This window comes from Pseudomonas sp. GXZC (assembly GCF_026967615.1).
Taxonomy (GTDB): Bacteria; Pseudomonadota; Gammaproteobacteria; order Pseudomonadales; family Pseudomonadaceae; genus Aquipseudomonas; species Aquipseudomonas azotoformans_A.
Map to the genome: position 1 here is coordinate 2,120,827 of NZ_CP114115.1, position 24,276 is coordinate 2,145,102.

At 60.5% G+C, this 24,276-nt stretch carries 29 protein-coding genes; 16 read left to right on the plus strand and 13 right to left on the minus strand.

The window, feature by feature from the left end:
* Nucleotides 1-7 precede the first annotated feature (7 nt).
* The 3 genes from OZ428_RS10100 (at nucleotide 8) to OZ428_RS10110 (ending at nucleotide 2,004) form a co-directional block, all read left to right on the plus strand.
* Nucleotides 8-613: an arylesterase gene (locus tag OZ428_RS10100; RefSeq protein WP_038848573.1), complete on the plus strand. Its 606-nt coding sequence runs from the start codon at nucleotides 8-10 to the stop codon at nucleotides 611-613.
* 58 nt (nucleotides 614-671) lie between these two features.
* Nucleotides 672-965, plus strand: a complete 294-nt coding sequence (locus OZ428_RS10105; RefSeq protein ID WP_010211879.1) for a hypothetical protein — start codon at nucleotides 672-674, stop codon at nucleotides 963-965.
* A gap of 73 nt (nucleotides 966-1,038) precedes the next feature.
* Nucleotides 1,039-2,004, plus strand: a complete 966-nt coding sequence (locus OZ428_RS10110; RefSeq protein WP_269133278.1) for a L,D-transpeptidase family protein — start codon at nucleotides 1,039-1,041, stop codon at nucleotides 2,002-2,004.
* 200 nt (nucleotides 2,005-2,204) lie between these two features.
* Here OZ428_RS10110 and oprI read toward each other — a convergent pair whose 3' ends face one another.
* Nucleotides 2,205-2,456, minus strand: a complete 252-nt coding sequence (gene oprI / locus OZ428_RS10115) for an outer membrane lipoprotei OprI (RefSeq protein ID WP_003172710.1) — start codon at nucleotides 2,454-2,456, stop codon at nucleotides 2,205-2,207.
* A gap of 613 nt (nucleotides 2,457-3,069) precedes the next feature.
* Here oprI and OZ428_RS10120 point away from each other — a divergent pair.
* Entirely contained in the window at nucleotides 3,070-3,351 is a 282-nt protein-coding gene (locus tag OZ428_RS10120) for a GNAT family N-acetyltransferase (RefSeq protein WP_003189869.1), read from the plus strand.
* 64 nt (nucleotides 3,352-3,415) lie between these two features.
* Here the strand turns inward: OZ428_RS10120 and OZ428_RS10125 are convergent, their stop codons facing one another.
* Both OZ428_RS10125 and OZ428_RS10130 read right to left on the minus strand, forming a co-directional pair.
* Nucleotides 3,416-4,492: a 3-deoxy-7-phosphoheptulonate synthase gene (locus OZ428_RS10125; protein WP_016975370.1), complete on the minus strand. Its 1,077-nt coding sequence runs from the start codon at nucleotides 4,490-4,492 to the stop codon at nucleotides 3,416-3,418.
* A 131-nt stretch (nucleotides 4,493-4,623) separates the two neighbouring features.
* Entirely contained in the window at nucleotides 4,624-5,058 is a 435-nt protein-coding gene (locus tag OZ428_RS10130; protein WP_269133279.1) for a PilZ domain-containing protein, read from the minus strand.
* Between OZ428_RS10130 and OZ428_RS10135 the strand changes: the two genes are divergently transcribed.
* From OZ428_RS10135 to cysB, 5 genes are all read left to right on the plus strand, one after another.
* Nucleotides 5,057-5,443 (plus strand): thioredoxin, encoded by a 387-nt coding sequence (locus tag OZ428_RS10135; RefSeq protein WP_038848579.1) that lies wholly within the window; start codon nucleotides 5,057-5,059, stop codon nucleotides 5,441-5,443. The two genes, OZ428_RS10130 and OZ428_RS10135, sit on opposite strands and share 2 nt — an antisense overlap.
* On the plus strand, nucleotides 5,440-6,393 hold the full coding sequence (locus OZ428_RS10140) for a putative 2-dehydropantoate 2-reductase (protein ID WP_269133280.1): 954 nt from the start codon (nucleotides 5,440-5,442) through the stop codon (nucleotides 6,391-6,393). The genes OZ428_RS10135 and OZ428_RS10140 overlap by 4 nt, the downstream gene beginning before the upstream one ends.
* A gap of 15 nt (nucleotides 6,394-6,408) precedes the next feature.
* Nucleotides 6,409-7,314, plus strand: coding sequence for a 5'-nucleotidase (locus tag OZ428_RS10145; protein ID WP_033901463.1), 906 nt, complete (start codon nucleotides 6,409-6,411; stop codon nucleotides 7,312-7,314).
* Nucleotides 7,315-7,385: 71 nt separating this feature from the next.
* Nucleotides 7,386-7,886 carry a universal stress protein gene (locus tag OZ428_RS10150; RefSeq protein ID WP_038848586.1) on the plus strand — a complete coding sequence of 167 codons (501 nt, stop codon included), beginning with the start codon at nucleotides 7,386-7,388 and terminating at the stop codon, nucleotides 7,884-7,886.
* 103 nt (nucleotides 7,887-7,989) lie between these two features.
* Nucleotides 7,990-8,964 (plus strand): HTH-type transcriptional regulator CysB, encoded by a 975-nt coding sequence (cysB, locus tag OZ428_RS10155; protein WP_012722988.1) that lies wholly within the window; start codon nucleotides 7,990-7,992, stop codon nucleotides 8,962-8,964.
* 5 nt (nucleotides 8,965-8,969) lie between these two features.
* On the opposite strand, the gene OZ428_RS10160 is transcribed toward cysB, so the two are convergent.
* Complete coding sequence (locus OZ428_RS10160; RefSeq protein ID WP_033901465.1) at nucleotides 8,970-9,452, minus strand: GreA/GreB family elongation factor; 483 nt, start codon at nucleotides 9,450-9,452, stop codon at nucleotides 8,970-8,972.
* A gap of 6 nt (nucleotides 9,453-9,458) precedes the next feature.
* Nucleotides 9,459-9,827: a hypothetical protein gene (locus OZ428_RS10165; RefSeq protein ID WP_028615644.1), complete on the minus strand. Its 369-nt coding sequence runs from the start codon at nucleotides 9,825-9,827 to the stop codon at nucleotides 9,459-9,461.
* A gap of 132 nt (nucleotides 9,828-9,959) precedes the next feature.
* Here OZ428_RS10165 and earP point away from each other — a divergent pair, with 132 nt between their 5' ends.
* Nucleotides 9,960-11,093: an elongation factor P maturation arginine rhamnosyltransferase EarP gene (gene earP, locus OZ428_RS10170; protein ID WP_269133281.1), complete on the plus strand. Its 1,134-nt coding sequence runs from the start codon at nucleotides 9,960-9,962 to the stop codon at nucleotides 11,091-11,093.
* Between the two features lie 49 nt (nucleotides 11,094-11,142).
* Nucleotides 11,143-11,715 (plus strand): elongation factor P, encoded by a 573-nt coding sequence (locus OZ428_RS10175; protein ID WP_003172723.1) that lies wholly within the window; start codon nucleotides 11,143-11,145, stop codon nucleotides 11,713-11,715.
* A gap of 64 nt (nucleotides 11,716-11,779) precedes the next feature.
* Here the strand turns inward: OZ428_RS10175 and OZ428_RS10180 are convergent, their stop codons facing one another.
* From OZ428_RS10180 to OZ428_RS10195, 4 genes are all read right to left on the minus strand, one after another.
* Nucleotides 11,780-12,796: an alpha/beta hydrolase gene (locus tag OZ428_RS10180; RefSeq protein ID WP_269133282.1), complete on the minus strand. Its 1,017-nt coding sequence runs from the start codon at nucleotides 12,794-12,796 to the stop codon at nucleotides 11,780-11,782.
* A gap of 28 nt (nucleotides 12,797-12,824) precedes the next feature.
* Nucleotides 12,825-13,244 (minus strand): organic hydroperoxide resistance protein, encoded by a 420-nt coding sequence (locus tag OZ428_RS10185; RefSeq protein ID WP_010211852.1) that lies wholly within the window; start codon nucleotides 13,242-13,244, stop codon nucleotides 12,825-12,827.
* A 173-nt stretch (nucleotides 13,245-13,417) separates the two neighbouring features.
* Nucleotides 13,418-13,870: a MarR family winged helix-turn-helix transcriptional regulator gene (locus OZ428_RS10190; RefSeq protein ID WP_177075676.1), complete on the minus strand. Its 453-nt coding sequence runs from the start codon at nucleotides 13,868-13,870 to the stop codon at nucleotides 13,418-13,420.
* A gap of 80 nt (nucleotides 13,871-13,950) precedes the next feature.
* Complete coding sequence (locus OZ428_RS10195) at nucleotides 13,951-14,901, minus strand: LysR family transcriptional regulator (RefSeq protein WP_033901374.1); 951 nt, start codon at nucleotides 14,899-14,901, stop codon at nucleotides 13,951-13,953.
* A gap of 109 nt (nucleotides 14,902-15,010) precedes the next feature.
* Here OZ428_RS10195 and OZ428_RS10200 point away from each other — a divergent pair, with 109 nt between their 5' ends.
* Nucleotides 15,011-15,760, plus strand: a complete 750-nt coding sequence (locus OZ428_RS10200) for a sulfite exporter TauE/SafE family protein (RefSeq protein ID WP_269133283.1) — start codon at nucleotides 15,011-15,013, stop codon at nucleotides 15,758-15,760.
* Here the strand turns inward: OZ428_RS10200 and OZ428_RS10205 are convergent.
* A complete protein-coding gene (locus OZ428_RS10205) occupies nucleotides 15,750-16,631 on the minus strand; it encodes a LysR family transcriptional regulator (protein WP_269133284.1) in 882 nt (293 codons plus the stop codon). The two genes, OZ428_RS10200 and OZ428_RS10205, sit on opposite strands and share 11 nt — an antisense overlap.
* A gap of 70 nt (nucleotides 16,632-16,701) precedes the next feature.
* Here OZ428_RS10205 and OZ428_RS10210 point away from each other — a divergent pair, with 70 nt between their 5' ends.
* Nucleotides 16,702-16,908, plus strand: coding sequence for a DUF1127 domain-containing protein (locus OZ428_RS10210; protein WP_269133285.1), 207 nt, complete (start codon nucleotides 16,702-16,704; stop codon nucleotides 16,906-16,908).
* 45 nt (nucleotides 16,909-16,953) lie between these two features.
* Entirely contained in the window at nucleotides 16,954-18,174 is a 1,221-nt protein-coding gene (locus OZ428_RS10215; RefSeq protein WP_269133286.1) for a winged helix-turn-helix domain-containing protein, read from the plus strand.
* Here OZ428_RS10215 and OZ428_RS10220 read toward each other — a convergent pair.
* The gene (locus OZ428_RS10220; protein WP_269133287.1) at nucleotides 18,164-19,510 is read right to left on the minus strand and encodes a class II 3-deoxy-7-phosphoheptulonate synthase; all 1,347 of its coding nucleotides are present in this window, start codon (nucleotides 19,508-19,510) and stop codon (nucleotides 18,164-18,166) included. The two genes, OZ428_RS10215 and OZ428_RS10220, sit on opposite strands and share 11 nt — an antisense overlap.
* 124 nt (nucleotides 19,511-19,634) lie before the next feature.
* On the opposite strand from OZ428_RS10220, the gene OZ428_RS10225 reads away from it, so the two are divergent.
* Nucleotides 19,635-20,390, plus strand: a complete 756-nt coding sequence (locus OZ428_RS10225) for a spermidine synthase (RefSeq protein WP_269133288.1) — start codon at nucleotides 19,635-19,637, stop codon at nucleotides 20,388-20,390.
* Between the two features lies 1 nt (nucleotide 20,391).
* Here the strand turns inward: OZ428_RS10225 and OZ428_RS10230 are convergent, their stop codons facing one another.
* Nucleotides 20,392-21,183: a crotonase/enoyl-CoA hydratase family protein gene (locus OZ428_RS10230; protein ID WP_269133289.1), complete on the minus strand. Its 792-nt coding sequence runs from the start codon at nucleotides 21,181-21,183 to the stop codon at nucleotides 20,392-20,394.
* Between the two features lie 423 nt (nucleotides 21,184-21,606).
* On the opposite strand from OZ428_RS10230, the gene OZ428_RS10235 reads away from it, so the two are divergent.
* Nucleotides 21,607-23,280 (plus strand): DEAD/DEAH box helicase, encoded by a 1,674-nt coding sequence (locus OZ428_RS10235; protein ID WP_017734403.1) that lies wholly within the window; start codon nucleotides 21,607-21,609, stop codon nucleotides 23,278-23,280.
* A gap of 195 nt (nucleotides 23,281-23,475) precedes the next feature.
* Here the strand turns inward: OZ428_RS10235 and OZ428_RS10240 are convergent, their stop codons facing one another.
* Nucleotides 23,476-24,243, minus strand: coding sequence for a DODA-type extradiol aromatic ring-opening family dioxygenase (locus OZ428_RS10240; protein WP_269133291.1), 768 nt, complete (start codon nucleotides 24,241-24,243; stop codon nucleotides 23,476-23,478).
* Nucleotides 24,244-24,276: the final 33 nt, after the last annotated feature.

The following is a 24,276-nucleotide window of genomic DNA, read 5'->3' on the forward strand; positions in this document are numbered from 1 at the left end:
GAATCCGATGCGAATGTGGTTTTTGAGTGCTGGCCTGGCCTTGATGTGCATGGCCCAGAACGCAGCGGCGGGTACAGTCCTGATCGTTGGCGATAGTATCAGTGCCGGTTTCGGCCTGGATACCAGCAAAGGGTGGGTTGCCCTGTTGCAGCAACGGCTCAAGCAGGAAGGTTTCGACGATAAAGTGGTCAATGCTTCCATCAGTGGCGACACCAGTGCCGGAGGCCTGGCGCGGCTGCCGGCGGCGCTTGCAGAGCATAAGCCGGACGTGGTGGTGATCGAGTTGGGTGGTAATGATGGCTTGCGTGGCCAGCCACCCGCGCAATTGCAACAAAATCTTGCGTCGATGATTGACCAGTCCAAGGCCGGCGGTGCCAAGGTGTTGCTGTTGGGAATGCAACTGCCGCCCAATTATGGCCCGCGCTACACCACTGCGTTTGCCGAGGTCTATGGTGTGTTGGCCAAGCAGAAAAACGTCCCGCTGGTGCCGTTTTTCCTTGATGGCGTGGGCGGGCATCCGGAGCTGATGCAGGCTGATCAACTGCACCCGGCGGTCGGCGCCCAGGGCAAGTTGCTGGAAAATGTCTGGCCGACGCTAAAACCGCTGCTATGACGCTTTTCTACCGGCAGGCTTTCGGCTAAGGTGGCGCCCCCCCGATTTGGAGCCCCTGATGTCGCGTCCTGCCTGGTCCCTGTTTAACTACCAACTGATCGAGCCGGACGAGCAGCTGGATCTGTTCGCCTGCCAGGAAGTGCGGGTGCATCTGGTGGCGCGTCAACTGGAACTGGGCGGCTCCATCGATCGCACGCTGTGCGGCACGTTATTGCCTGCGCAACCGCGTTGGTCGCGGGTTGATCGTTCGATCTTCCAGGACCAGCGCCTGTGCCCTTTGTGCCGTGCGATTCTGGAATCCCAGAAGCGCGGTACGCCGCCGATCTGGCCGGAGCTGCGTTTCGAGTTGTAGGGGGCAGCTAGAAGCGCGCTTCACGTATACAATCGATGTTTACCTCCCCGTCGTTCTGCGAAGGATTTACCGGATGTTGTCGCGCCTTTCCGTCGTCACCTGCTGCCTGTCTCTCGCTGCGCTCTGCGCGGCCGGTTCGGCGTCAGCCCTGCAGTTGCCCTTGCCACCACCGGGTGAAGACATCGTCGGCCAGGTCCAGGTGATCAAGGCCAAGTACGAAGACACGTTTGCCGACCTGGGCACCACCTATGACCTGGGCTATTCGGAGATGGTCGCGGCCAACCCGGGCGTGGACGCCTGGTTGCCGGGGGCCGGTACCGAGATCGTGTTGCCGACGCGCTTCATCCTGCCGCCGGGCCCGCGCGAAGGTATTGTGATCAACCTGGCGGAATACCGACTCTATTACTTCCCCAAGGGCCAGAACGTGGTCTACACGTTCCCGTTGGGGATCGGCCGTGAAGGCTGGGGGTCGCCAATCGCCCACACCAGCATCATTGCCAAGACACCCAACCCGACCTGGACGCCGCCCGCGTCGATCAAGGCCGAGCACGCTGCCAACGGCGACCCGCTGCCCAACGTGGTGCCGGCCGGTCCGGACAACCCTCTGGGGCCGTTCAAGTTCACCCTGGGCACGCCGGGTTACCTGATCCATGGTTCCAACATGAAATTTGGTATCGGCACGCGTACAAGCCACGGCTGCTTCCGCATGTTCAACAACAACGTGCTGGAGATGGCGGGCATGGTGCCGGTGGGGACGTCGGTGCGCATCATCAACGATGCCTACAAGTTTGGTCGCAGTGGTGGCAAGGTCTACCTTGAAGCGCATACGCCATTGAATGATGACGGGACGCCGTCAGTGGTCGACAAGCACACCGCCGTCATCAACGCCTTGCTCAAGCGTGAAGACTTGGCCAACCAATTGCGCGTGAACTGGGACCAGGTGCGTGATGTAGTGGCGGCGGAAGACGGCTTGCCGACAGAAATCGGCGTGCCTGGCGCAGCCTCGGTGGCCGCCAGTGCGCCGATCGATCTGCAATAGGCGCGAGATCAATGTGGCGAGCAAGCTTGCTTGCGCTGGGGTGCGAAGCGCCCCTTAAAGCCGGGACTGCTGCGCAGTCAACGGGAGCAAGCTCCCTCGCCACAAAAGTCAGTCCACTACAGGGGCTTGGTGATCAAACCCCAGGCAATAAAAAAGCCGACCCATAAATGGATCGGCTTGATAACAACCCCGAAGGATTATTACTTGCGGCTAGCTTTTTCAAGCATACGCAGTGCGCGCTCGTTAGCTTCGTCAGCAGTCTGTTGTGCTTTTTGAGCAGCAGCCAGAGCTTCATCAGCTTTACGGTAGGCTTCGTCTGCACGGGCCTGGGAGCGAGCTGCTGCGTCTTCAGTTGCAGTCAGACGAGCTTCGGTTTCTTTGGAGACGCTGCTGCAACCGGTAGCCAGAACTGCGGCCAGAGCCAGAGCAGAGAATTTCAGAACGTTGTTCATCGTGTTCCCCTTCAAGGACTTTCTATTAGATGGCTAGTTCGCCCAGAGTGAGCTAATAGCCGGCGTACATACTACCCATTACTTGTAGTAAGTAAACTGACGTAGCGCAAGAAGCAAAAAAAATTCTCGCACCGAATCTATTTTGGCTAATCTTTTGGAGGTTTGTATAAAAACCGTCCAATTTTTTTCAAACAGGCGAAAATTGGATCCAGGCTGAAAGGGCCGGCCCGCATGTGTTAAGCCTTGTAAACAGATGAAAATTTATATATCCAAGCTGACACTTACGTTCAGCCTGGCTTTGCTTTGCCCGGCATCTTTTGCGCATGTAGAGGTGACTTTAAGAGCGCCTGTTCGTCTTAAGGTTCAACTGCCGGCAATGTTCAGGCTTTCGATCCCAGGTTGATCGGAGCCCTTTCTATATCCACCAGCGGCAGGGGATGACGAGCGCGCCTTGAGCAATTTCAGGATTGGTGCCTACTATTCCCTACGTGCTGGTTGTAAACGCTCAGGGTTTTCTCGTTGTCGAAACCGGCACGGGGTGGCGTAGATGTTCCTTCGCCGGACAAACATCGGTAAGGTAGGGGTCAGAAACCAAGACCCGCGAGGAGTAGTGATGAGCGAGGCGTTGTCCATCCACCATGACCAGGCTGGTCATCAGTTCGAGACCAATGTGGACGGTCATCGTGCCTATCTGACCTATATGGACCTCGGCAAACAGACCCTGGATATCTATCGGACCTTCGTGCCCAACGCACTGCGGGGCCGTGGGATTGCGGCGGCACTGACCGAGGAAGCCCTGAAGTTCGCCGAAGAGGCAGGTTATACGGTGATCCCGTCCTGCTCCTACGTAGAGCGTTACATGGAGCGCCACCAGCGCCATGCCGCAAAGCTGTAAACCGTAAACAGCAGCATGAAAAACGCCGGGCTTAGCCCGGCGTTTTTGTGTGCGCAATTTAAAGTCAGGTGCGTTTGCGTTTAGGCAGAACGTCCTTGAGCTTGGCATGCATGCTGCGCAGGGTGTTTTCGGTAGCCGCCCAGTCGATGCAGGCATCGGTGATCGACACGCCGTACTGCAAGTCGGCCAGGTCTTTTGGAATCGCCTGGCAACCCCAATTCAGGTGGCTCTCGACCATCAGGCCGATGATCGACTGGTTGCCTTCCAGGATCTGGTTGGCGACGTTTTCCATCACCAGCGGCTGCAGGGCCGGGTCCTTGTTGGAGTTGGCGTGGCTGCAGTCGACCATGATGTTCGGCTTGATCTTCGCCTTGTTCAGTGCCTGCTCGCACAGCGCAACGCTGACCGAATCATAGTTGGGCTTGCCGTTGCCGCCACGCAGCACCACGTGACCGTAGGCGTTGCCCTTGGTGGTGACGATGGACACGCCACCTTCCTGGTTGATCCCCAGGAAACGGTGCGGGCTGGAGACCGATTGCAGCGCGTTGATCGCCACGGTCAGGCCGCCGTCGGTGCCGTTCTTGAAGCCTACGGCCGAGGACAGGCCGGACGCCATTTCACGGTGAGTCTGGGATTCGGTGGTGCGTGCGCCGATGGCCGACCAGCTGATCAGGTCCTGCAGGTACTGCGGGGAGATCGGGTCCAGGGCTTCGGTGGCGGTGGGCAGACCCATCTCGGCCAGGTCCAGCAGCAATTGACGACCGATGTGCAGACCGTCCTGGATCTTGAACGAGTCGTCCAGATACGGATCGTTGATCAAGCCTTTCCAGCCGACGGTGGTACGCGGTTTCTCGAAATAGACGCGCATTACCAGGTACAGGGTGTCGGACACTTCCGCCGCCAGCACTTTGAGGCGCTCGGCGTACTCGTGGGCAGCCTTCAGGTCGTGGATCGAGCAAGGCCCGATGACGACGAACAGGCGGTGGTCGGTGCCGTCGAGAATGTCACGGATGACTTCGCGGCCCTTGGTGACGGTCTGCAGGGCAGCGTCGCTCAAAGGAATTTCGCGCTTGAGCTGATCGGGCGTGATCAGGGTCTCGTTGGATTCGACGTTTAGGTCATTGATCGGTAAATCAGCCATCGTGTTACTCGTCAGGGTCACGGGTGCCGGCCGCCAGCCATCCCCGTGCGGCGGAGCACAGCATGATTTGAATGCAGGGGGGAGGAACCTTAGCGCGTAACACGGGCCCGCGACAATGGGCAAAGCCCGCTTTAATCCAGCGCTGGCGCCACAAAGGCCTCATGGGAGAACTCGTTGGCATGGCGCGATACCCACTCCCGGGCCAGGGCTTCGAGTTGCTGGGGTGTCGGTTCGGCGTCTTCGTGCTGGCGGCAGTAGCGCTCTATCCGGCATGCTTGCTCACCCATCCGTGCACCGAACAGCGCATGTTCATCGGTAAAGGCGACACCGACGCGGTAACCGTTTTCCACCTTGCGGCACCACGCCACATAGCCTGGATAACGCGCGCTGGCGCCCAGGGAAGGGATAAGCAGATCAACCGCCGTGCCTTCGCGCCAGGCGCGTGGCCAATGGCAGGCGATGCCGCCCAGGCCGACCGTGTGCAGCCGTTGGCGGGGGATGGCAGGAGAGGGGCGTTGGATTAACTCGACAGCGACATCATCAGGGTGAGGTAAAAAACGACCCATGTACACGGACTCCGAGCACCGTCCAATTGACGGCGGTGGCAGCAGTATAGTGAAGGAACTGGAATTGACCGACCTGGATATTGACCAGCAATTGCTGGGATTACCAGGTATTTCGCTGGTTGTATTTACCAGCAGTGGGTGTTCCAGTTGCCGTTGGGCGCGCCAGCAGTTACCCGGCTGGTCACTGCCGGTGGACCGCGTGTGCTGGGTGGATGCCGGGCACAACGGTGGCGCGGTCGAACGCTACCAGATCTTTCATTTGCCGGCGTTGTTCGTGGTGTGCGAGGGTCAATTCCTCGGGCAATTGCAGACGCGTCTTACGCGTGCTGACCTGAACGACTCTATCCACCAAGCACTTACCCGCACTCCAGAGGATCTGCCATGACCGCACAATCACCCCGCATTGGCATCATCGGCACCGGCGCCATCGGTGGCTTTTACGGTTTGATGCTGGCGCGCGCCGGCTTCGACGTGCACTTCCTGCTGCGCAGTGAATACGCGGCGGTCAGCGAGCATGGCTTGCACCTCAACAGTACGGTGCATGGCCCTTTGCACCTGCACCCGGTGCAGGCGTATGCCCGCGCCGCCGATATGCCGCCGTGCGACTGGTTGCTGGTGGGTACCAAGTCGACCGGCAACGTCGACCTGGCCCCGACGATTGCCCAAGTCGCCGCGCCGGACGCCAAGGTGGTGTTGCTGCAAAACGGCCTCGATGTCGAAGACAGCCTGCGTGAACACTTGCCCGCGTCGCTGCACCTGCTCGGTGGCCTGTGTTACATCGGCGTGCACCGTTCTGCCCCCGGCGTGATCGAGCATCAGGCGTTGGGCCGGGTCAACCTGGGTTATCACAGTGGCACGGCGGCCAATGACGAGGGCGCGCAAAAGGCGATTGTCGAAGCGGGCGCCGCGCTGTTTCACGCGGCCGGCATCGAGTCCCAGGCCATGGCCAATGTGCATCAGGCCCGTTGGCACAAACTGGTGTGGAACGTGCCCTACAACGGCCTCTCCGTGTTGCTCGGTACGGGCACCACGGCGATGATGGCCGACGAGTCCAGCCGCGAACTGATCCAGGCGCTGATGGCTGAAGTGGTACAGGGGGCTCACGCTTGCGGCCATGAAATTCCCAAGAGTTACGCCGAGCAGATGTTCACCATGACCGAAACCATGGACGACTACCTACCAAGCATGTACCACGACCATGTGCACAAGCGCCCGCTGGAACTGGCGGCGATCTACGCCCGGCCACTCGCTGCCGCCAAGGCTGCCGGTTGCGAGTTGCCGCGGATGCAGGCGCTTTACCAGGCCTTGAGTTTTATTGATCGGCATAACCGCTGAGTCGAGGAGCGTACCGTGGCAAAAGGATTGGGCGACAAACTGGTGTTGGCGATTTCCTCGCGGGCACTGTTCGACCTGAGCGAAAGCCATAAGGTCTACCTGGCCGAAGGGGTCGAGACCTATCGCCAGTACCAGATCGAACACGAGGAGGAAATCCTCGAACCCGGTGACGCATTCCCACTGGTGAAGAAGCTGCTGAGCTTGAACGCCAGCCTGGGCCGCGCCCGTGTCGAAGTGGTGCTGGTATCGCGTAACAGTGCCGACACCGGCCTGCGTGTGTTCAATTCGATCCAGCATTACGGCCTGGATATTTCCCGCGCCGCGTTCGTAGGCGGGCGTAGTCCTTATCCTTATTTGGCCGCGTTTGGTTGCCATCTGTTTCTCTCGACCCATGCTGAAGACGTGCGCAGTGCCCTCGATGCCGGGTTTGCGGCGGCGACGATTTTGTCTGGCGGCCCAAATCGCGCCTCCAGTGAAGAGCTGCGGATTGCCTTCGATGGCGACGCGGTGCTGTTCTCCGATGAGTCCGAGCGTGTTTACCAGGCCGGCGGCCTGGAAGCGTTCCAGGCCAATGAACGAGAGTCTGCCCGCCAGCCTTTGCACGGCGGTCCCTTCAAAGGTTTCCTGGCGGCGCTCAACTTGTTGCAGCGCGAGTTTCCAGACGAAGCCTGTCCGATCCGTACCGCGCTGGTCACCGCCCGTTCGGCGCCGTCCCATGAGCGGGTGATTCGCACCTTGCGCGAGTGGGATATCCGACTGGATGAGTCGCTGTTCCTCGGTGGCCTGGAAAAATCCGCATTCCTGGAAGCCTTCGCGGCCGACGTATTTTTCGATGACCAGGCCGGGCATTGCGAAAAAGCCATGGAGTTCGTCGCTACCGGGCATGTGCCCCATGGCATCAGTAATGAGGTGAAGCGCTAAGTCAGTCGAAGTCAGCGAGGCACTGCTAAGCTGATTTCATCTCCGCCATCCTGGCAGTTCCAGGGGGTTCTATGATCCGTTCGATGCTGTACGCCACAGACCTCGGTCTGTACGCGCCTTATGTGATGCAACATGCGCTGGCGCTGGCTCGAACGTTCAAGGCGGACCTGTATGTGATTCACGTGGTCGAGCCTATCGGGCTGTTCGCCGAATCGGTGTTACAGAGCTACCTTGATGAAAAGGCCCTGAGTGAATGGCAGAGCCAGGGGTTGACCACGGTGATGGCGACCATCGAACAACGGGTGCTGGACAGTTTCCGCGAGGAGTTGGGGGAAGGTGAGCAAGACCTGAAGTTGATTCGCTCGGTACGGGTGATCCAGGGGGACCCGTGCGAGGTGATTCTCGACCAACTGCGCAAACTGTCCGTGGATCTGCTGATCGTAGGCAGTCATAGCCATGCAACTGCGGCGGCCACTCCGTTGGGGCGCACCGCTGCACGGGTGCTGCAGCTGTCTACGGTGCCGGTTTACCTGGTGCCTTCGTTGCAACGTCGACGCAGTGATGACGTGTGATGGATAAAAACGATAAAAAGTTCTAGATTTATCCGTCGAACCTTTAATATAGTTATATACCGTCGCTGATACCCGTGGCGTCTATCTGCTTTGAGGGACACATATGAAGCTTCAACAACTGCGCTACATCTGGGAAGTGGCGCACCACGACCTCAACGTTTCCGCTACCGCTCAAAGCCTCTACACCTCGCAACCCGGTATCAGCAAGCAGATCCGCCTGCTCGAAGACGAGCTGGGCGTTGAAGTGTTCGCGCGCAGCGGCAAGCACCTGACCCGCGTGACCCCGGCCGGTGAGCGCATCATCACCACCGCCGGTGAGATCCTGCGCAAAGTCGAAAGCATCAAGCAGATCGCCCAGGAATTCTCCAATGAGAAGAAGGGCACCCTGTCCATCGCCACCACCCACACCCAGGCGCGTTATGCATTGCCGCCGGTGATCCGCGATTTCATCAAGCAGTACCCGGACGTGGCGCTGCACATGCACCAAGGGTCGCCGATGCAGATTGCCGAAATGGCCGCTGATGGCACCGTCGATTTCGCCATCGCCACCGAGGCCCTGGAGCTGTTCGGCGACCTGGTGATGATGCCGTGTTACCGCTGGAACCGTTGCGTTGTCGTGCCCCAAGGCCACCCGTTGGCCAAGCTGCCGAAGCTGACCCTGGAAGCCCTGGCCGAATACCCGATCGTGACGTATGTGTTCGGTTTCACTGGCCGCTCCAAGCTCGACGAAGCCTTCAGCCATCGGGGCCTGACACCCAAAGTGGTGTTCACCGCAGCCGACGCCGACGTGATCAAGACTTACGTACGCCTCGGCCTGGGCGTGGGTATTGTCGCCAAGATGGCGGTCGACACGGCGCTCGACAAAGACTTGGTGGTGCTCGATGCCAGCGAGCTGTTCGAGTCCAGCGTGACCAAGATCGGTTTCCGCCGTGGCACCTTCCTGCGGGGCTTCATGTGCGACTTCATCGAAAAGTTTGCACCGCACCTGACCCGTGAAGTCATGGCCAAGGCGATCCAGTGCCACAACAAGCAGGAACTGGAAGAGTTGTTCGACGGCGTTGAACTGCCCGTTCACTGAGTCGGCTATTTGGCCTCGGTAACCGTAAAATGTTGCCGAGCGCCCGCCACCAGAATTTCCACCTCATCGCCTTCGAACTTGCCCAGCAGGCTTTTGCCCAGCGGCGAGCGCGGGGTGATGACGGTCACCGGTTGCCCGACCACGTCCACTTTCAAGCCCGCCGCATCCGGCGCCAAAAACAGCCATTGCTGGCGACCGTTCTCGTCTTCCAGGCCCAGTAGTGCGCCAACCTCAATACCTCGTTGATCATCGTAAGCCCGCAGCGGCATGTTCTGGCACAGCAGCAACGCCTGCTTGATCTCCTCCACGCGTTTGGCTTGCCCCGCGGCTAGATAGGATGCCTCCAACCCCAGGGTGTCGTATTTGTTTTCCGCGATGTTTTCTTCGTGGGTCGCGGTTTCGTAAGCGGTCTGCGCTGCGCGTTGGGCAATATCGAGATCGAGGGTGAGCTTTTCTAATACAAGCTGGTGTACGGCATGTTTATTCATTGGTCATCAATCGCAGAATTGCAGGACATTGGCCCGGGTCTTTTCGTTGGGGGCGTTCTGGTCCTGTTGCAGCCAGAACTGGCATTTGGGGTTGGACAGGTTGCGCGCATTGTTGCGGGCCTGGTCCAGGGTTTGTTGCTGTTCCTGCTTTTGCAGGTTCTGCTGGTACTGCTCGAACATGCGGTTCGGCGGTTCAGGCGCCACCACCGCAGGCTTGCCCAATTGCTGCACGGCCTGGGCCACTGGCGCCAGGCTCTGCGGGAACAGGTAACGCGAGGCCAGCCATGCGGTCAGCGCGAGGGCGATAAACCCCAACCACACGCCAAACGCGATAGCAGCACTGAGCTTGAACAGCGACAACGGACGATCAGACATGGCGGCCTCCTGGCAGGCATAAACGGCGTGGCGGCGATTGTCGCACAGCCACTGTGCAGAATAATCGCGATCAAGCCTTCTGCATCCGCGCATTTATGCGGACAATCGAGCCTTTGAATGTTGGAGCCCGGAATGAAAGCCCGCTGGGATATTTTTTGCAGCGTCGTCGACAACTACGGCGACATCGGCGTGACCTGGCGCCTGGCCCGGCAATTGGTGGCGGAGCACGCCTGCGATGTGTGCTTGTGGGTCGATGACCTGCGCGCCTTCGAACGCATGTGCCCGCAAATCGATGTGCAGCAAGCGCTGCAATGGCAGGAAGGCGTCGAAGTGCGTCATTGGCCCACCGAGTGGGTGAAGGTGCCGGCAGCGGACGTAGTGATTGCCGCGTTCGCCTGTCAGTTACCGCCCGACTATATGGAAGCCATGGCTGAGCGCGAACGCGCGCCGTTATGGATGAACCTGGATTACCTGAGTGCCGAAGAGTGGGTGGTGGGCTGTCATCGGTTGCCGTCGGTCAAATTCAAGGGCGTGCAGAAGTACTTCTTCTTTCCTGGGTTCCGCGCCGGCACAGGCGGGTTGTTGCGTGAGGCAGGGTTGCTGGAGCGGCGTAAGGCGTTTCAGCAGGATGCCGGTGCACAGCGAGATTTCCTGCAAGCCTTGGGCATAGTTCCCGCAGCCGATGCACGGCTGATCTCACTATTCGCCTACGAAAACGCCGGGCTGGCCAGTTGGCTGGACGTGTTATCGACGGACGGCCGTGCCACTCATCTGTTGGTTCCTGAGGGACGTATCCTGGGAGATGTGCAGCGCTGGCTCGGTGTGGACCCGCTGGTCGCAGGCGATATCCAGCAGCGCGGATCGCTGACGGTGCAAGTCATCGCCTTCGTGCGCCAGGAACAATACGACCACTTGCTGTGGTGCTGCGACTTCAATGCCGTGCGTGGCGAAGACTCGTTCGTGCGTGCCCAATGGGCCGGGCGTCCGCTGTTGTGGCACATCTACCGACAGGACGAAGACATCCATCTCGACAAGCTCGATGCCTTCCTGGCGCTGTACACCGCCAACTTATCACCGGCGGCCAGGGCGGCCGTTATCGGGCTCTGGCAAGCCTGGAACACCGAGGCCGACATGGCTCAACCGTGGAAAATGCTGCTGGACCACTGGCCGGAAGTGAATCTGCACGCCGAAACATGGTGTCTGGAACAAGGCTTGCAGGCCGATCTTGCGACGGCGCTGGTGCAGTTTTATGAAAGTTGGATATGATACGCCACCTTGAATTTTGTAAATCCCATCCAAATTTCGGATATATGCAATGAAAACTGGTAAAGAACTGAAACCCGGTACAGTGATCCGTCTCGAAAACGACCCTTGGCTGGTTCAGAAAGCTGAGTTCACCAAGTCTGGTCGTAACAGCGCAATCATGAAGACCAAGCTGAAGAACCTGCTGACCGGTTACAAGACCGAGATCGTCTACAGCGCCGATGACAAACTGGACGACGTGATCCTCGACCGCAAAGAAGCGACTCTGTCCTTCATCAGCGGCGACACCTACACGTTCATGGACACCACCGACTACACCATGTACGAGCTGAACGCTGAAGATATCGAAGCCGTTCTGCCGTTCATCGAAGAAGGCATGGAAGACGTCTGCGAAGCTATTTTCTTCGAAGAGCGCCTGGTTTCTGTAGAGCTGCCGACTACCATCGTGCGTAAAGTGGCCTACACCGAAGGTTCCGCTCGCGGTGACACTTCGGGCAAGGTGATGAAGCCTGCCAAGCTGAGCAACGGTACCGAACTGCAAGTGGCCGATTTCATCGAAATCGACGACCTGATCGAGATCGACACCCGCGAAGGCGGTTCGTACAAAGGTCGCGCCAAGAAGTAATTCTGGCCTTGCCGATACGAAAAAAGCCCGACTTTGAGTCGGGCTTTTTTATGGGCGTTACTTTTTACTTGAGGTGTTGCTTCAGCTCATCCGAGGCCTGGAGCAATGCCGAGCGGACGGCCGGGACCTGGCTGACCACGTTGAGCAAACCGTAATCGTGGATCATCCCGTTGTAGCGCACCGCAGTCACCGGCACACCGGCAGCGTCCAGCTTGCGGGCGTAGGCTTCGCCCTCATCACGCAGCACGTCGGCACCGGCGGTCTGGATCAGCGCGGGCGGCAAGCCCTTCAACTGATCAGTGCTGGCCCGCAGTGGCGAGGCGTAGATCTCGGCGCGCTGCTTGGCGTCGGTGGTGTAGTTGTCCCAGAACCACTTCATCATGTTGCGGGTGAGGAAGTGCCCTTCGGCATATTGGTTGTAGGAACCGGTGTCGAAGTTGGCGTCGGTCACCGGCCATAACAGCACCTGGAACTTGATCGCCGGGGTGCCCTTGTCTTTGGCCATGAGGCTGACGACCGCCGCCATATTGCCGCCGACACTGTTGCCCGCGACTGCCAGACGCTTGCCATCGACGTTGATCTCTTGGCCATGCTCGGCCACCCATTTTGTAGCGCCGTAGGCCTGGTTGATCGCCACCGGGTAGTGCGCTTCCGGCGAAGGCGTGTAGTTGACGAACACCGCCACCGCCCCCGAACCCGCCACCAAGTCCCGCACCAGGCGTTCATGGGTCGGGTAATCCCCCAGCACCCAGCCGCCGCCGTGGAAGAACATGAACACCGGCAATGTGCCCTTGACCCCGGCCGGACGCACGATGGTCAGGTCCAGCGGCTTGCCATCGACCTGGATGGTCTTCTGGCTCACCTCTGCGGCCGGCAAGGTCAGCTTCACACCCGCCTGGGCGCCGGTCAGTACGGCACGGGCGTCCTTGGGCGTCAGTTGTTCCATCGGTTTGCCAGTGCCGGCGTTCAACACATCCAGAAAAGCCTGGGTGTTGTGTTCGACTTCACCGGTCGCAGCAAAGGCGTTAGTGATGGACAGGGCGAGCAGGGTGCCGGTGAGTGCTTTACCAATTGTGTTCATTGCGTTCTCCAGGGGCGGCCGAGGTCATTTAGACAGTCACGTGCAGGCGTACATCGACGTTGCCACGGGTGGCGTTGGAGTACGGGCAGACTTGGTGAGCGGCGTCGACCAGGCTTTGCGCGTCGTCCTGAGCCAGGCCGGGCAGGCTGATGTGCAAGTCGATATCCAGGCCGAAACCGCCGGGGATCTGGCCGATGCCGACGTGGGCAGTGATCGAAGCGTCATCCGGGATTTTGCGTTTGGTCTGGCTGGCGACGAATTTCAGGGCGCCGATGAAGCAGGCCGAGTAGCCGGCAGCAAACAGTTGCTCAGGGTTGGTGGCTTGGCCACCGGCGCCGCCCAATTCTTTGGGGGTGGAGAGTTTGACGTCGAGGATGTTGTCGTTGGAAACAGCACGACCATCACGGCCGCCGGTGGCGGTAGCTACTGCGGTATAGAGCGTTTGCATGGTGTTTTCCTCTTGGTTGTTAGCGCTAAATATTTGCGCGCTAAGTAGTTGGTGAGGCGAATGTATAGCGCTAATGTTTTGCGCGCAAGATAAATTTATAAAAATATTCTGAGGCGGGGACGAACGGTCATTTTCTGCGGGCGCCGCGGACGCGACGCCCTTGATGGGAGAGGTTAAAGGCTGCCTTGCAGGTTGGTGCGCAAGGCAATCAGGTCACCTTGCAACTTGCGCAATTGCTCCAGTTCCAGGCCGCTGGCGCCGAGGATGCACTGGGGTATGCCCATGGCCTTGTCCTGCAGGGCGCGGCCGGCGTCGGTCAACTCCACGACCACCACGCGTTCATCTTCACGGCTGCGGGTACGGCTGAGCAGGCCTTCAACTTCCAGGCGCTTGAGCAGCGGTGTCAGCGAGCCTGGATCGGTCAGCAGGCGACTGCTGATTTCGCCGACGGTCAAACCATCCTCTTCCCACAGCACCATCATGGCCAGGTACTGCGGGTACGTCAGGCCCAGCGCTTGCAACAGTGGCTTGTAGACCTTGGTCATCAGCAGCGAGGTGGAGTGCAGGGCGAAGCACAGCTGGTTGTCCAGCATCAGGGATTCGCAAGGATCGGGGTTTTTGCTCATGACGGTGCCTCCGGAAAACGTATCTGGGCTGGAATCTAGCGGGCAAATCTTTAATGCGCCAGATAATTCTGTCCGAGCGGTCAGACCAGGCCACTTTGCAAGGCCAGGTCCCAGGGCGGCACCGGGCTGAAACGGGTCTTGAGGTATTCCAGCAACAAGCGGCTGCGGGCGTTGGGCTGCTGTTCCAGGCGCAGCGCATAGATCCCGGTGGTTTCCGGGCTGGGCAGGCCATTTTCGCAAAACAGCGGCAGCAGTTCGCCACGCACCAAGTATTCACTGGCCAGCCACGTGGGCAGGTGGGCAATGCCCAGTCCAGCCAGGGCGCCGGACAGCAAGGCTTCGGCGTTATTCGCACTCATGCGGATGCGGCGCGGGCGGTAGGTGGCGCGGCGTCCATCCAGCTCGAAGCGCCAGGCGAATGTGGGCGCCAGGCCGTCCCAGTCCAACCCGTCGTGTTCGCTCAGCTCGCGAGGGTGGCTGGGCGTGCCTCGGCTTTTCAGGTAGGCCGGGCTGGCGCAGGCGACGCGCACGATGCTGGCCAGAGGCGTGGCGATCAAGCGTGTGTCGACGAGATGCCCGGCACGCAGCACCAGGTCAACCTTGCCCAGGTGTGCGCCTTGCATGTCCACAAAGCTGTCGATCAGATGCAGGTGCACATCCAGCCCGGGGTAGACGTTCAGGAAGTCGGCAATCACCGGCGCCAGGTGCCGTCGACCGAAGGCCGCTGGGGCATCCACCCGAATCAGGCCCTCCGGAGCATGGCTCAAAGACACCGCTTCGGCCCGTGCCAACTGCAATTCGCTGACGATCCGCCGCGCCCGTTCGGCAAAGGCCAACCCCGCCGGGGTCGCCACCACCGCGTGGGTGCTGCGCTGGAACAGGCGGCTGCCCACCGAGCTTTCCAGGCTGTCGATCCGCCGCGCCACCGCGGAGGGCGTCAGCGGATGCCGGCGTGCGGCAGCGGAAAAACTACCGGTTTCCAAGACATCGAGAAACAGGCTCAGTTGATCGGTCAGGGTATTCGGGTTCATCGAATAGTCGCTTATGCGAGATTGGCACAGCCATTGTGCGTTGCTGTGCGTTTCCGCGCCAGAGCCGACTGCGTAGCATGCAAGGCCTGGGATTGCGGAGTAACAAGCGGTGTTGGATTTAGTGATGTACCTGGTATTGGGCGCGGCCCTCGGCACAGTGGGCGGCCTGTTTGGCATTGGCGGTGGGCTGATCGCGATCCCGGTGCTGGGCGTGTTGTTCGGCCTCGATCAACAGTTGGCCCAAGGCACGGCACTGGTCATGGTGGTGCCCAACGTGATGCTGGCGCTGTGGCGCTATCACCAGCGCAACCGTATCGAACTGCGCCATGCGCTGCCGTTGGGCGTGATGGGGTTCAGTTTCGCCTGGCTCGGGTCGATCTGGGCGGTCGGCCTGGATGCCGGCGCGATGCGCATCGGCTTTATTGCCTTCCTGCTGACGCTTTCGGCCTACAACTTGGTACGCTTGTTCACCCGCAACGCACCGCCGACGGCGCAGATGCGTTACTCCTGGCCGTGGCTCGGGGTGCTCGGCGCAGCCTCTGGCTCCATGGGCGGCTTGTTCGGCGTCGGCGGCGCGGTGGTCGCGACGCCCGTGCTGACCAGCGTGTTCGGCACCACCCAAGTGGTTGCCCAAGGCCTGTCCCTGGCCCTGGCATTGCCGAGTACCGGCGTGACGCTGGTCACCTACGCCTGGCACCAAGAGGTGGACTGGATGATCGGCGTGCCCTTGGCCGTCGGTGGTCTGCTCAGTATCAGTTGGGGCGTGAAAGTCGCCCATGCGCTGCCAGAACGCGTCCTGCGCGGCCTGTTCTGCGGCTTCCTGGTGGTGTGCGCAGTGATGCTGACCTTTAAAGTCTGAAGCCTTCGATGATGTAGTCCGCCAGGCAATCGGTGATGGGCGAGTTCATCCGCGTGTTACGCAGCAGATGCAGATTCATGGATGGCAGTGGCGGGAAACCCTCGTCGCGGCCAAGTATGCGCAGGTCTTCGGTTACCAGACTCTCCATGCTGACCATCACGGCCAGGCCCGCATTGACCACGGCCTGGATCGCCGACACGTTTGAGCTGTGGTAGGCCAGGCGATAATCGCGTCCGGCCGCGTCCAGTGCCGAGCAGGCCCACTGGGTATACAGGCAGGCCGTACCGGACATCGCCAGCGGCAGAGCGTCGTGTTCTTCGGTGCAGAAGCACGGCGCTGCCGCCCACACCATGCGCTCGGTGCGCAACAGTTCACCGATCTCATTGCCGGGCTCGCGACTGACAACGGTCAGTGCCAAATCCCGCCGCTGCATCAGTACCGTTGACGCCTCGCAGTGCATCTCGATCTGGATCAGCGGGTAGGCCTTGGAAAACTGCTTGAGAATCCCCGGTAGGAACCGCATCACGTAGTCATCCGGCGTGCCGATGCGCACCAGGCCCACCATATGCGGCTCGCGCAGGGTGTTGAACACCTCACTGTGCAGCTTCAGGATACGCCGCGCATAACCCAGCAACACTTGGCCCTCAGGCGTCAGCCGCACCTGGCGGCCATCGCGCTCGAACAGCTTGCGCTGCAACACGTCTTCTTCGAGGCGCTTCATCTGCATGCTCACCGCCGATTGCGTGCGATTGACCAACTCACCCGCGCGGGTAAAACCGCCCTGGTCGGCGATGGCGACGAAGGTGCGTAGCACTTCGGTGTCGATGCTCGGGAAGCTGGACAATTGATCAATCTCTGAGATGTATTGCATAAAAAACATTCGTTGGATTGATCTTAAGCCCAGGCACACACTTGCGCCATCCCCACTGGAGGGCGAGAAGATGAAAGGTCAAAGAGGTTTTGTGTTGATGGCGAAACGTCCGTTTGCCGGGCTGTTTCACAAGATTGTCCGTTGGCAGGCGCTGCATGAGGAGCGCCAGATGCTGGCAACCTTGAGCGATGATGCACTCAAGGATATCGGCATCAGCCGCGGTGACGTCGAGCATGAACGCCACCTGCATTTCTGGCAGGATCCGCTGCGAAAATGATCGCGGATGCAGTAGGGTAGTCGGCGCGCCCACACGGAGAACCCCATGCCCGCCGACCTGTCATTCTCTCTCAAGCAAGCACGCCGCATGGCACTGGCGGCCCAGGGTTTTTCCGGGCGCCAGGCGCCTGTATTGATCAAGGCTGCGCACCTCAATCGCATGATCGACCGTCTTGGCGTGTTGCAGATCGATTCGGTCAATGCCGTGGTACGTTCCCATTACTTGCCGCTGTTTTCCCGTCTGGGCAACTACTCCCCGTTGATCCTTGAACAGGCTGCCTGGAGCCAGGGTCGACGGCGTTCGTTGTTCGAGTATTGGGGGCATGAGGCCTCACTGCTGCCGATGGCGCTATACCCGTTGATGCGTTGGCGTATGCAGCGGGCGCAGCAGGGGCAGGGCATTTATTCGCAGATGGCGCGTTTTGGCCGTGAGCAACAAGCCGCCATTCAGCGGGTGTTGCAGACTGTCGAGCAACAAGGCGCGTTGGGGGCTGGCAGTTTGTCCACCCGTGAGGAACGCGCCGGCCCTTGGTGGGACTGGAGCGATGAAAAGCACGCACTGGAATGGCTGTTTGCCGCCGGACTGGTGACGGTTGCCGGTCGACGCGGTTTTGAGCGGCTCTACGATTTGCCGGAGCGGGTCATCCCCAGCGATATCCTTCAAATCGCTGTGACTGAAGCCCAAGCCCAACGTGGCTTGTTGCTGCACAGCGCCACGGCATTAGGCGTGGGGACTGAAAAAGACCTGCGCGATTACTTTCGCCTCGATCCTGCCGACAGCCGCAACCGTCTCGCCGAACTGGTGGAGGACGGCCAACTGTGGGTTTGCCAAGTGCAAGGCTGGAAACAACCGGCGTACTGCCTGCCCGATCCGAAAGTGCCACGCAAAGTGCCGGCCAGCGCCTTGCTCTCGCCGTTCGATTCGCTGGTGTGGGAGCGCAGCCGTACCGAGCGCCTGTTCGATTTCCGTTACCGCCTGGAGATCTACACCCCGCAGGACAAGCGGGTGTATGGCTACTACGTGCTGCCGTTTCTGCACAACGAGCGGATTGCGGCGCGCATCGACCTGCGCGCCGAACGCGCCAACCGGCGCCTCGCGGTGCACGCCGTGCATGAGGAAGAGCCAGGCTTGGATGATGAGGGGATGGCGGCGCTGGCGTCGAACCTGCTGCAAATGGCCGACTGGCTCGGGCTGGAACAGGTCCAGCTCAATTGCCAGCGGCCCAGTGCAGACCGGTTGAGGGCAGCTATGTTGTTCAGCGTTTGACCTGTTTCAGGGTCTCGGCAATCAGAAACGCCAATTCCAGCGACTGATCGGCATTCATCCGTGGGTCGCAGTGGGTGTGATAACGGTCCGACAAGCCATCCTCGGTGATCGGCCGCGCGCCGCCGATGCATTCGGTGACGTTCTGCCCGGTCATCTCGATATGAATCCCGCCGGCATATGTGCCCTCGGCCTGGTGCACCTGGAAGAAATCCTTCACTTCACCCAGGATCTGCGCAAAGTCGCGGGTCTTGTAGCCACTGCTGGCCTTGATGGTGTTGCCATGCATCGGGTCGGAACTCCACAACACCTGCTTGCCTTCACGCTGCACTGCACGGATCAGGCCCGGCAGGTGATCACCGACTTTGCCGGCGCCCATGCGCGCGATCAGGTTGAGGCGGCCGGGGTCGTTGTCCGGGTTGAGGATGTCGATCAGGCGGATCAGGTCATCCGGGTTCATGCTTGGGCCGACCTTGACCCCGATCGGGTTGTTCACGCCACGCAGGAACTCGACATGGGCGCCGTCCAACTGGCGGGTGCGGTCGCCGATCCACAGCATGTGCGCCGAGCAGTCGTAGTAATCGTTGGTCAGGCTGTCGCGGCGCACGAAGGCTTGCTCGTAGTTGAGCAGCAGTGCTTCGTGAGCGGTGAAGAAACTGGTTTCGCGCAGTTGCGGCGAGCTGTCCATGCCGCAGGCGCGCATGAAGGCCAGGGTTTCGTCGATACGGTCGGCCAGTTGGCTGTACTTCTCGGCCAGCGCGGAGTTGGCGATGAAATCCAGGTTCCATTTGTGCACCTGGTGCAAGTCGGCAAAACCGCCTTGGGCAAAGGCGCGCAGCAGGTTCAAGGTGGCGGTGGACTGGTGGTAGGACTGCAATAGGCGGTCCGGGTCCGGCGCGCGGCTTTTTTCGTCGAAACCGATGCCGTTGACGATGTCGCCACGGTAGGCGGGCAGGGTGATGCCGTCGATGGTTTCATCGTTGGCCGAGCGCGGCTTGGCGAACTGGCCAGCCATGCGCCCGACTTTCACCACCGGGCAGCCGGCAGCGAAGGTCATCACGATGGCCATCTGCAGCAGCACCTTGAAGGTGTCGCGGATCTTCGCGGCAGAGAACTCGGCAAAACTCTCGGCGCAGTCACCGCCCTGCAACAGGAAGGCGCGACCCTGGGTCACTTCGGCAAACTGACGGCGCAACTCGCGGGCTTCCCCGGCAAACACCAGCGGCGGGTAGCTGGCCAGGTTCTGCTCCACTTGCAACAAGTGCGCAGCGTCCGGGTACTGGGGTTGTTGCTGGATCGGCAGGGCGCGCCAGCTGTCGGGGCTCCAGGGTTGGCTCATCATGAACTCGATTGGCTGATTGACGGTGGGGCGCCAATGTTATCAGCAATTAGTGCGTGACCTGTTGCCGCCGGTTGGCCGACAATCGCGCCTTTGCTGTGCGGTAAACCCTTTAGGAGTAGTGATGACCGAGGAGCGTGTCGAGCGCCTGCTGGCTGAAGTCCATGATGACTTCGGCATGATCCGTGTGCTCGAAGTGGCCGATTACCGTTTTCTCGAGTTCGGCGATGCCATCGAGCAAAGCTGTGTGTTCACCGCTGACCCGAGCTGGCTGGAGTACGACTACACCCGCGCGATGCTGATCGGCGCGTTGTGCCATGAACAGCCGGAAAGCGCGCTGTTCCTGGGCTTGGGCGCTGGCACGCTGACCCAGGCGTGCCTGAAGTTCCTGCCGCTGGAAGACGTGGAAGCCATCGAACTGCGCCCCGATGTGCCGCGCCTGGCCATCGAATACCTGGGGCTGGACGATGATCCGCGCCTGTACATCCGCATCGGCGATGCCCTGCAATTGCTGGAGACCGCTGAGCCGGCCGACCTGATCTTCGTCGACCTGTATACGGATGTCGGCCCTGGCGTCGGGCACTTGGCCTGGACCTTCCTGGAAAACTGCCAGAAGAAACTCAACCCCGGCGGCTGGCTGGTGATCAACCAGTGGGCCACCGATGACGGCAAACCGCTGGGCGCTGCTTTGTTGCGTGGTTTGTATCACCGGCATTATTGGGAACTGCCGGTGAAGGAGGGCAATGTGATCTTGTTGGTGCCTTCGGAGCTGGATCAGGAACTGGACCTGCAGGCATTGTCCGCTCGCGCCGAAGTCCTGGCACCGCGATTGGGTTATTCGTTGCAGCCGTTGATCAAGGCGATCCGCCCGGCGACCTGAGTTAGAGGCCTTTGAATACGCCGGGTCGCTTCTCGATCATCGCCCGTACACCTTCCTTGGCATCCTCGCTATTGAGCAGCTTATCCACCATCGGCGGCAACGCCGCTGCCGCAACGGTTTCGCCTTCCATCCGCGCCAACCGTGCCGACATCAACGTGGCTTGAACGCCCAGCGGCGCCTGGCGGGCGATGCGGTTGGCCAGTTCGACGGCGCGAGGCAGCAGGTCTTCGCTGGCCATCACTTCCTGCACCAGGCCCAGGCGCAGGGCGTCATGGGCGTCGAATTCATCACCGGTGAGCAGCCAGCGCATCGCGTTGCCCCAGCCGGCGATCTGATGAAAGCGCAATGTCGCGCCGCCAAACGGAAAGATCCCACGCTGTACTTCCATCTGCGCGAAGCGCGTGTTGCTGGCGCAGAGATTGATATCGGCAGCCAGCATCAGCTCTATCCCGATGGTCAGGCAGTAACCCTGGGCCGCAACGATCACCGGTTTGCTCACGCGTGGGCCGGCAAATACGCCCCAAGGATCACAACCGCCCAGAGGCGGCTGCCAGCCGCCGGCCATCACGCTGCTGACGTTGGCCAGGTCCAGCCCGGCGGTGAAGTGATCGCCATGGGCAAACACCACGGCGACCCGCGCGTCGGTATTTCGATCAAATTCGCCATACGCCAGGCTCAGCTCATTGAGCAGGTCCAGGTCGAAGGCGTTGCGCTTGGCCACCCGATCCAGTCCTAAAAGCAAGACATGGCCCTGGAGTTCACGGCTGACGCGGCTGCTGCTGGCTTGATTCATCGGGTGTGCCCTCGGGCGCGGGGAAGGGTTTCGGACCAAAGGGCCAGAAAGGTCAGGTGAACCGTTTAAGCGTTATGACCAACAGGGCCGGGCCTTAGAAAAATAGACCTTGCCGGTGTTATCTGCAAAGACTGTGACACAGCGCGGTTTATCGGTGCTTTCCGATAAAAAAAGCTCCCTTTTTCAGCTATTTCCGGTATAGTGCGCGCCGGCCTTTAACCGGGCCGCGTTTAGGTAGCGCAATTCCCCGAAGTCAGCTTCGGCTGCACGTCCGCACAGCGGACTCTCCCTTGACGAATCTTTTTCATTCATTCGTTTTCGCAAATCCCCGCCGACAAAGCAGCCAGGGCGACTCTTGAGTCTCAACACGGCATGCGCAGCTTTGGAGCATGGGTCTTTGCGGATGCACTTAGAGGCAGACCCATGACCCAGGAAACCGGCGGCTTCGCCGCTTTTAATCTTAACCCGAACATTCTCGCTGCCGTCATCGCGACCGGCTACGAAGAACCTTCGGCGATTCAGCAGCAATCGATCCCGATCATCATGGCCGGCAAGGACATGATTGGCCAGGCGCAAACCGGTACCGGTAAAACCGCCGCGTTCGCCCTGCCTATCCTGCACTGCATCGATCCTGCCAAGCGCGAACCGCAAGCCCTGATCCTGGCGCCAACCCGTGAGTTGGCGCTGCAAGTAGCAACCGCTTTCGAAACCTACGCCAAGCAAATGCCAGGCGTTACCGTTGTGGCCGTTTACGGCGGCGCGCCTATGGGCCCACAACTGAAAGCAATCCGTAATGGCGCACAGATCGTTGTCGCCACTCCGGGCCGTCTGTGCGACCACCTGCGTCGTGACGAGAAAGTCCTGTCGACCGTGAACCACCTGGTTCTCGACGAAGCTGACGAAATGTTGAAGCTGGGCTTCATGGATGACCTGGAAGTCATCTTCAAGGCGCTGCCACCGACCCGTCAGACCGTACTGTTCTCGGCGACCCTGCCGCAGTCGATCCGTGCGATCGCTGAGCGTCACCTGCGTGACCCAGAGCACGTGAAGATCCAGACCAAGACTCAGACCGTTACCGCGATCGAACAGGCTCACCTGTTGGTTCACGCTGACCAGAAGACCTCGGCTGTATTGAGCCTGCTGGAAGTCGAAGACTTCGACGCGCTGATCATGTTCGTGCGCACCAAGCAAGCCACCCTGGACCTGGCCAGTGCCCTGGAAGCCAAAGGCTACAAAGCCGCTGCGCTGAACGGTGACATCGCCCAGAACCAACGTGAGCGCGTGATCGACTCCCTCAAGGATGGCCGCCTGGACATCGTTGTAGCGACCGACGTTGCCGCCCGTGGCCTCGACGTTCCACGTATCACCCACGTGTTCAACGTTGACATGCCTTACGATCCAGAGTCCTACGTTCACCGTATCGGCCGTACTGGCCGTGCCGGGCGCGAAGGTCGTGCACTGCTGCTGGTGACTCCACGTGAGCGCCGCATGCTGCAAGTGATCGAGCGTGTCACCGGTCAGAAAGTGGCTGAAGTGCGTCTGCCGGACGCCCAGGCCGTTCTCGATGCTCGCATCAAGAAACTGACCAACAGCCTGTCGCCACTGGTGGCTGACGCTGAATCGACCCACGGCGACCTGCTGGACCGCCTGACCGCCGATATCGGTTGCACCCCGCGTGCCCTGGCTGCGGCCCTGCTGCGTAAAGCCACCAACGGTCAAGCGCTGACCCTGGCCGCTATCGAGAAAGAACGCCCGCTGGTTCCGAACAACGCGCCACGCGGTGATCGTCCAGAGCGTACTGGCGACCGTCCAGACCGTGGTGATCGTGAGCGTCGCGCTCCGGTGCCATTGGCTGAAGGCCGTGCTCGTTGCCGTACCGCGCTGGGCGCGCGTGATGGTATCGCTGCCAAGAACCTGCTGGGCGCTATCCTCAACGAGGGTGGCCTGGCACGTGAAGCCATCGGTCGCATCCAGGTCCGTGACAGCTTCTCCCTGGTGGAACTGCCGGAAGACGGCCTGGAAAAACTGCTGGCCAAGCTGAAAGACACTCGCGTTGCCGGTAAGCAGTTGAAGCTGCGTCGCTACCGCGAAGATTGATCCGCCCTTGGGCTGATTGATCGCAGATAAAAAATCCCCGACTGGTTCGGGGATTTTTTTTGCCTGCTCGATTTAGGATCAACCCCCAGTCAAGTGTGGGAGCGGGCTTGCCCGCGAATGCAGTGGATCAGTTGAAACATCTATATCTGACCCACCGCATTCGCGGGCAAGCCCGCTCCCACATTTGGATCTCAGTCAGCCGAACCGATAGATGTCCATGCCGAGAGCGCCCATGGTGAAGCCCTGGTGCGCGATGCTGAAATCCCCCCCAGCGCCACGTGCGAAGTACAGCGGCAGCAGGTGCTCGTCACTGGGATGGCTGCGCACGGCGTTCGGCGCCTGTCGGCGGTAGTCGTGCAGGGCGTCTTCATCGTTAGCAGCCAGCTTGTCGACCACCCAGTCCCGGAAGTCTCGCGCCCAGGGTTCGATGCTCTCAGGCCCTGCATGCCAGTCCAACTCGCCCAGGTTGTGGGTGATGCTGCCCGAGCCGATCAGAAGTACGCCCTGCTCGCGTAGGCTGGCCAGCGCGTGCCCAACCTGGGTCTGCAGGGCAGGGCCCATGCGACTGGGCAGCGACACCTGCACCACTGGGATATCGGCCTCCGGGTACATCAACGACAGGGGCACCCAGGTGCCATGGTCGAATGGGCGGCGGTCATCGGTGCGCGCATTCAGGCCGTCGGCCTTCAGCAGCTCGACAATTTCCCCGGCCAGTTGCGGGTTGCCCGGTGCCGGGTACTGCACGGCAAACAGTTCGCGGGGGAAACCGCCGAAATCATGCCAGGTTTCGGGCGCCGCATTGCCGCTGACGAGCAGTTCATGACTTTCCCAGTGCGCCGACACCACCACGATGGCCTTCGGACGGGGCAGCTCGGCAGCGAGACGCTGAAGGGCCGGGCCGCTGGCGCCGGGTTGCAGAGCAAGCATGGGCGAACCGTGGGAGATAAACAGGCTGGGGAACATAAGTGGGGTCCTGAGCGTTAACATGGGCCCATC

What these genes read in the sequence shown, in the direction of transcription:
- OZ428_RS10100 (WP_038848573.1), top strand. Translation starts at nt 8, where the DNA reads ATGCGAATGTGGTTTTTGAGTGCTGGCCTGGCCTTGATGTGCATGGCC.
- OZ428_RS10105 (WP_010211879.1), top strand. Translation starts at nt 672, where the DNA reads ATGTCGCGTCCTGCCTGGTCCCTGTTTAACTACCAACTGATCGAGCCG.
- OZ428_RS10110 (WP_269133278.1), top strand. Translation starts at nt 1,039, where the DNA reads ATGTTGTCGCGCCTTTCCGTCGTCACCTGCTGCCTGTCTCTCGCTGCG.
- oprI (WP_003172710.1), bottom strand. Translation starts at nt 2,456, where the DNA reads ATGAACAACGTTCTGAAATTCTCTGCTCTGGCTCTGGCCGCAGTTCTG.
- OZ428_RS10120 (WP_003189869.1), top strand. Translation starts at nt 3,070, where the DNA reads ATGAGCGAGGCGTTGTCCATCCACCATGACCAGGCTGGTCATCAGTTC.
- OZ428_RS10125 (WP_016975370.1), bottom strand. Translation starts at nt 4,492, where the DNA reads ATGGCTGATTTACCGATCAATGACCTAAACGTCGAATCCAACGAGACC.
- OZ428_RS10135 (WP_038848579.1), top strand. Translation starts at nt 5,057, where the DNA reads ATGTACACGGACTCCGAGCACCGTCCAATTGACGGCGGTGGCAGCAGT.
- OZ428_RS10130 (WP_269133279.1), bottom strand. Translation starts at nt 5,058, where the DNA reads ATGGGTCGTTTTTTACCTCACCCTGATGATGTCGCTGTCGAGTTAATC.
- OZ428_RS10140 (WP_269133280.1), top strand. Translation starts at nt 5,440, where the DNA reads ATGACCGCACAATCACCCCGCATTGGCATCATCGGCACCGGCGCCATC.
- OZ428_RS10150 (WP_038848586.1), top strand. Translation starts at nt 7,386, where the DNA reads ATGATCCGTTCGATGCTGTACGCCACAGACCTCGGTCTGTACGCGCCT.
- cysB (WP_012722988.1), top strand. Translation starts at nt 7,990, where the DNA reads ATGAAGCTTCAACAACTGCGCTACATCTGGGAAGTGGCGCACCACGAC.
- OZ428_RS10160 (WP_033901465.1), bottom strand. Translation starts at nt 9,452, where the DNA reads ATGAATAAACATGCCGTACACCAGCTTGTATTAGAAAAGCTCACCCTC.
- OZ428_RS10165 (WP_028615644.1), bottom strand. Translation starts at nt 9,827, where the DNA reads ATGTCTGATCGTCCGTTGTCGCTGTTCAAGCTCAGTGCTGCTATCGCG.
- earP (WP_269133281.1), top strand. Translation starts at nt 9,960, where the DNA reads ATGAAAGCCCGCTGGGATATTTTTTGCAGCGTCGTCGACAACTACGGC.
- OZ428_RS10175 (WP_003172723.1), top strand. Translation starts at nt 11,143, where the DNA reads ATGAAAACTGGTAAAGAACTGAAACCCGGTACAGTGATCCGTCTCGAA.
- OZ428_RS10180 (WP_269133282.1), bottom strand. Translation starts at nt 12,796, where the DNA reads ATGAACACAATTGGTAAAGCACTCACCGGCACCCTGCTCGCCCTGTCC.
- OZ428_RS10185 (WP_010211852.1), bottom strand. Translation starts at nt 13,244, where the DNA reads ATGCAAACGCTCTATACCGCAGTAGCTACCGCCACCGGCGGCCGTGAT.
- OZ428_RS10190 (WP_177075676.1), bottom strand. Translation starts at nt 13,870, where the DNA reads ATGAGCAAAAACCCCGATCCTTGCGAATCCCTGATGCTGGACAACCAG.
- OZ428_RS10195 (WP_033901374.1), bottom strand. Translation starts at nt 14,901, where the DNA reads ATGAACCCGAATACCCTGACCGATCAACTGAGCCTGTTTCTCGATGTC.
- OZ428_RS10205 (WP_269133284.1), bottom strand. Translation starts at nt 16,631, where the DNA reads ATGCAATACATCTCAGAGATTGATCAATTGTCCAGCTTCCCGAGCATC.
- OZ428_RS10210 (WP_269133285.1), top strand. Translation starts at nt 16,702, where the DNA reads ATGAAAGGTCAAAGAGGTTTTGTGTTGATGGCGAAACGTCCGTTTGCC.
- OZ428_RS10215 (WP_269133286.1), top strand. Translation starts at nt 16,954, where the DNA reads ATGCCCGCCGACCTGTCATTCTCTCTCAAGCAAGCACGCCGCATGGCA.
- OZ428_RS10220 (WP_269133287.1), bottom strand. Translation starts at nt 19,510, where the DNA reads ATGAGCCAACCCTGGAGCCCCGACAGCTGGCGCGCCCTGCCGATCCAG.
- OZ428_RS10225 (WP_269133288.1), top strand. Translation starts at nt 19,635, where the DNA reads ATGACCGAGGAGCGTGTCGAGCGCCTGCTGGCTGAAGTCCATGATGAC.
- OZ428_RS10230 (WP_269133289.1), bottom strand. Translation starts at nt 21,183, where the DNA reads ATGAATCAAGCCAGCAGCAGCCGCGTCAGCCGTGAACTCCAGGGCCAT.
- OZ428_RS10235 (WP_017734403.1), top strand. Translation starts at nt 21,607, where the DNA reads ATGACCCAGGAAACCGGCGGCTTCGCCGCTTTTAATCTTAACCCGAAC.
- OZ428_RS10240 (WP_269133291.1), bottom strand. Translation starts at nt 24,243, where the DNA reads ATGTTCCCCAGCCTGTTTATCTCCCACGGTTCGCCCATGCTTGCTCTG.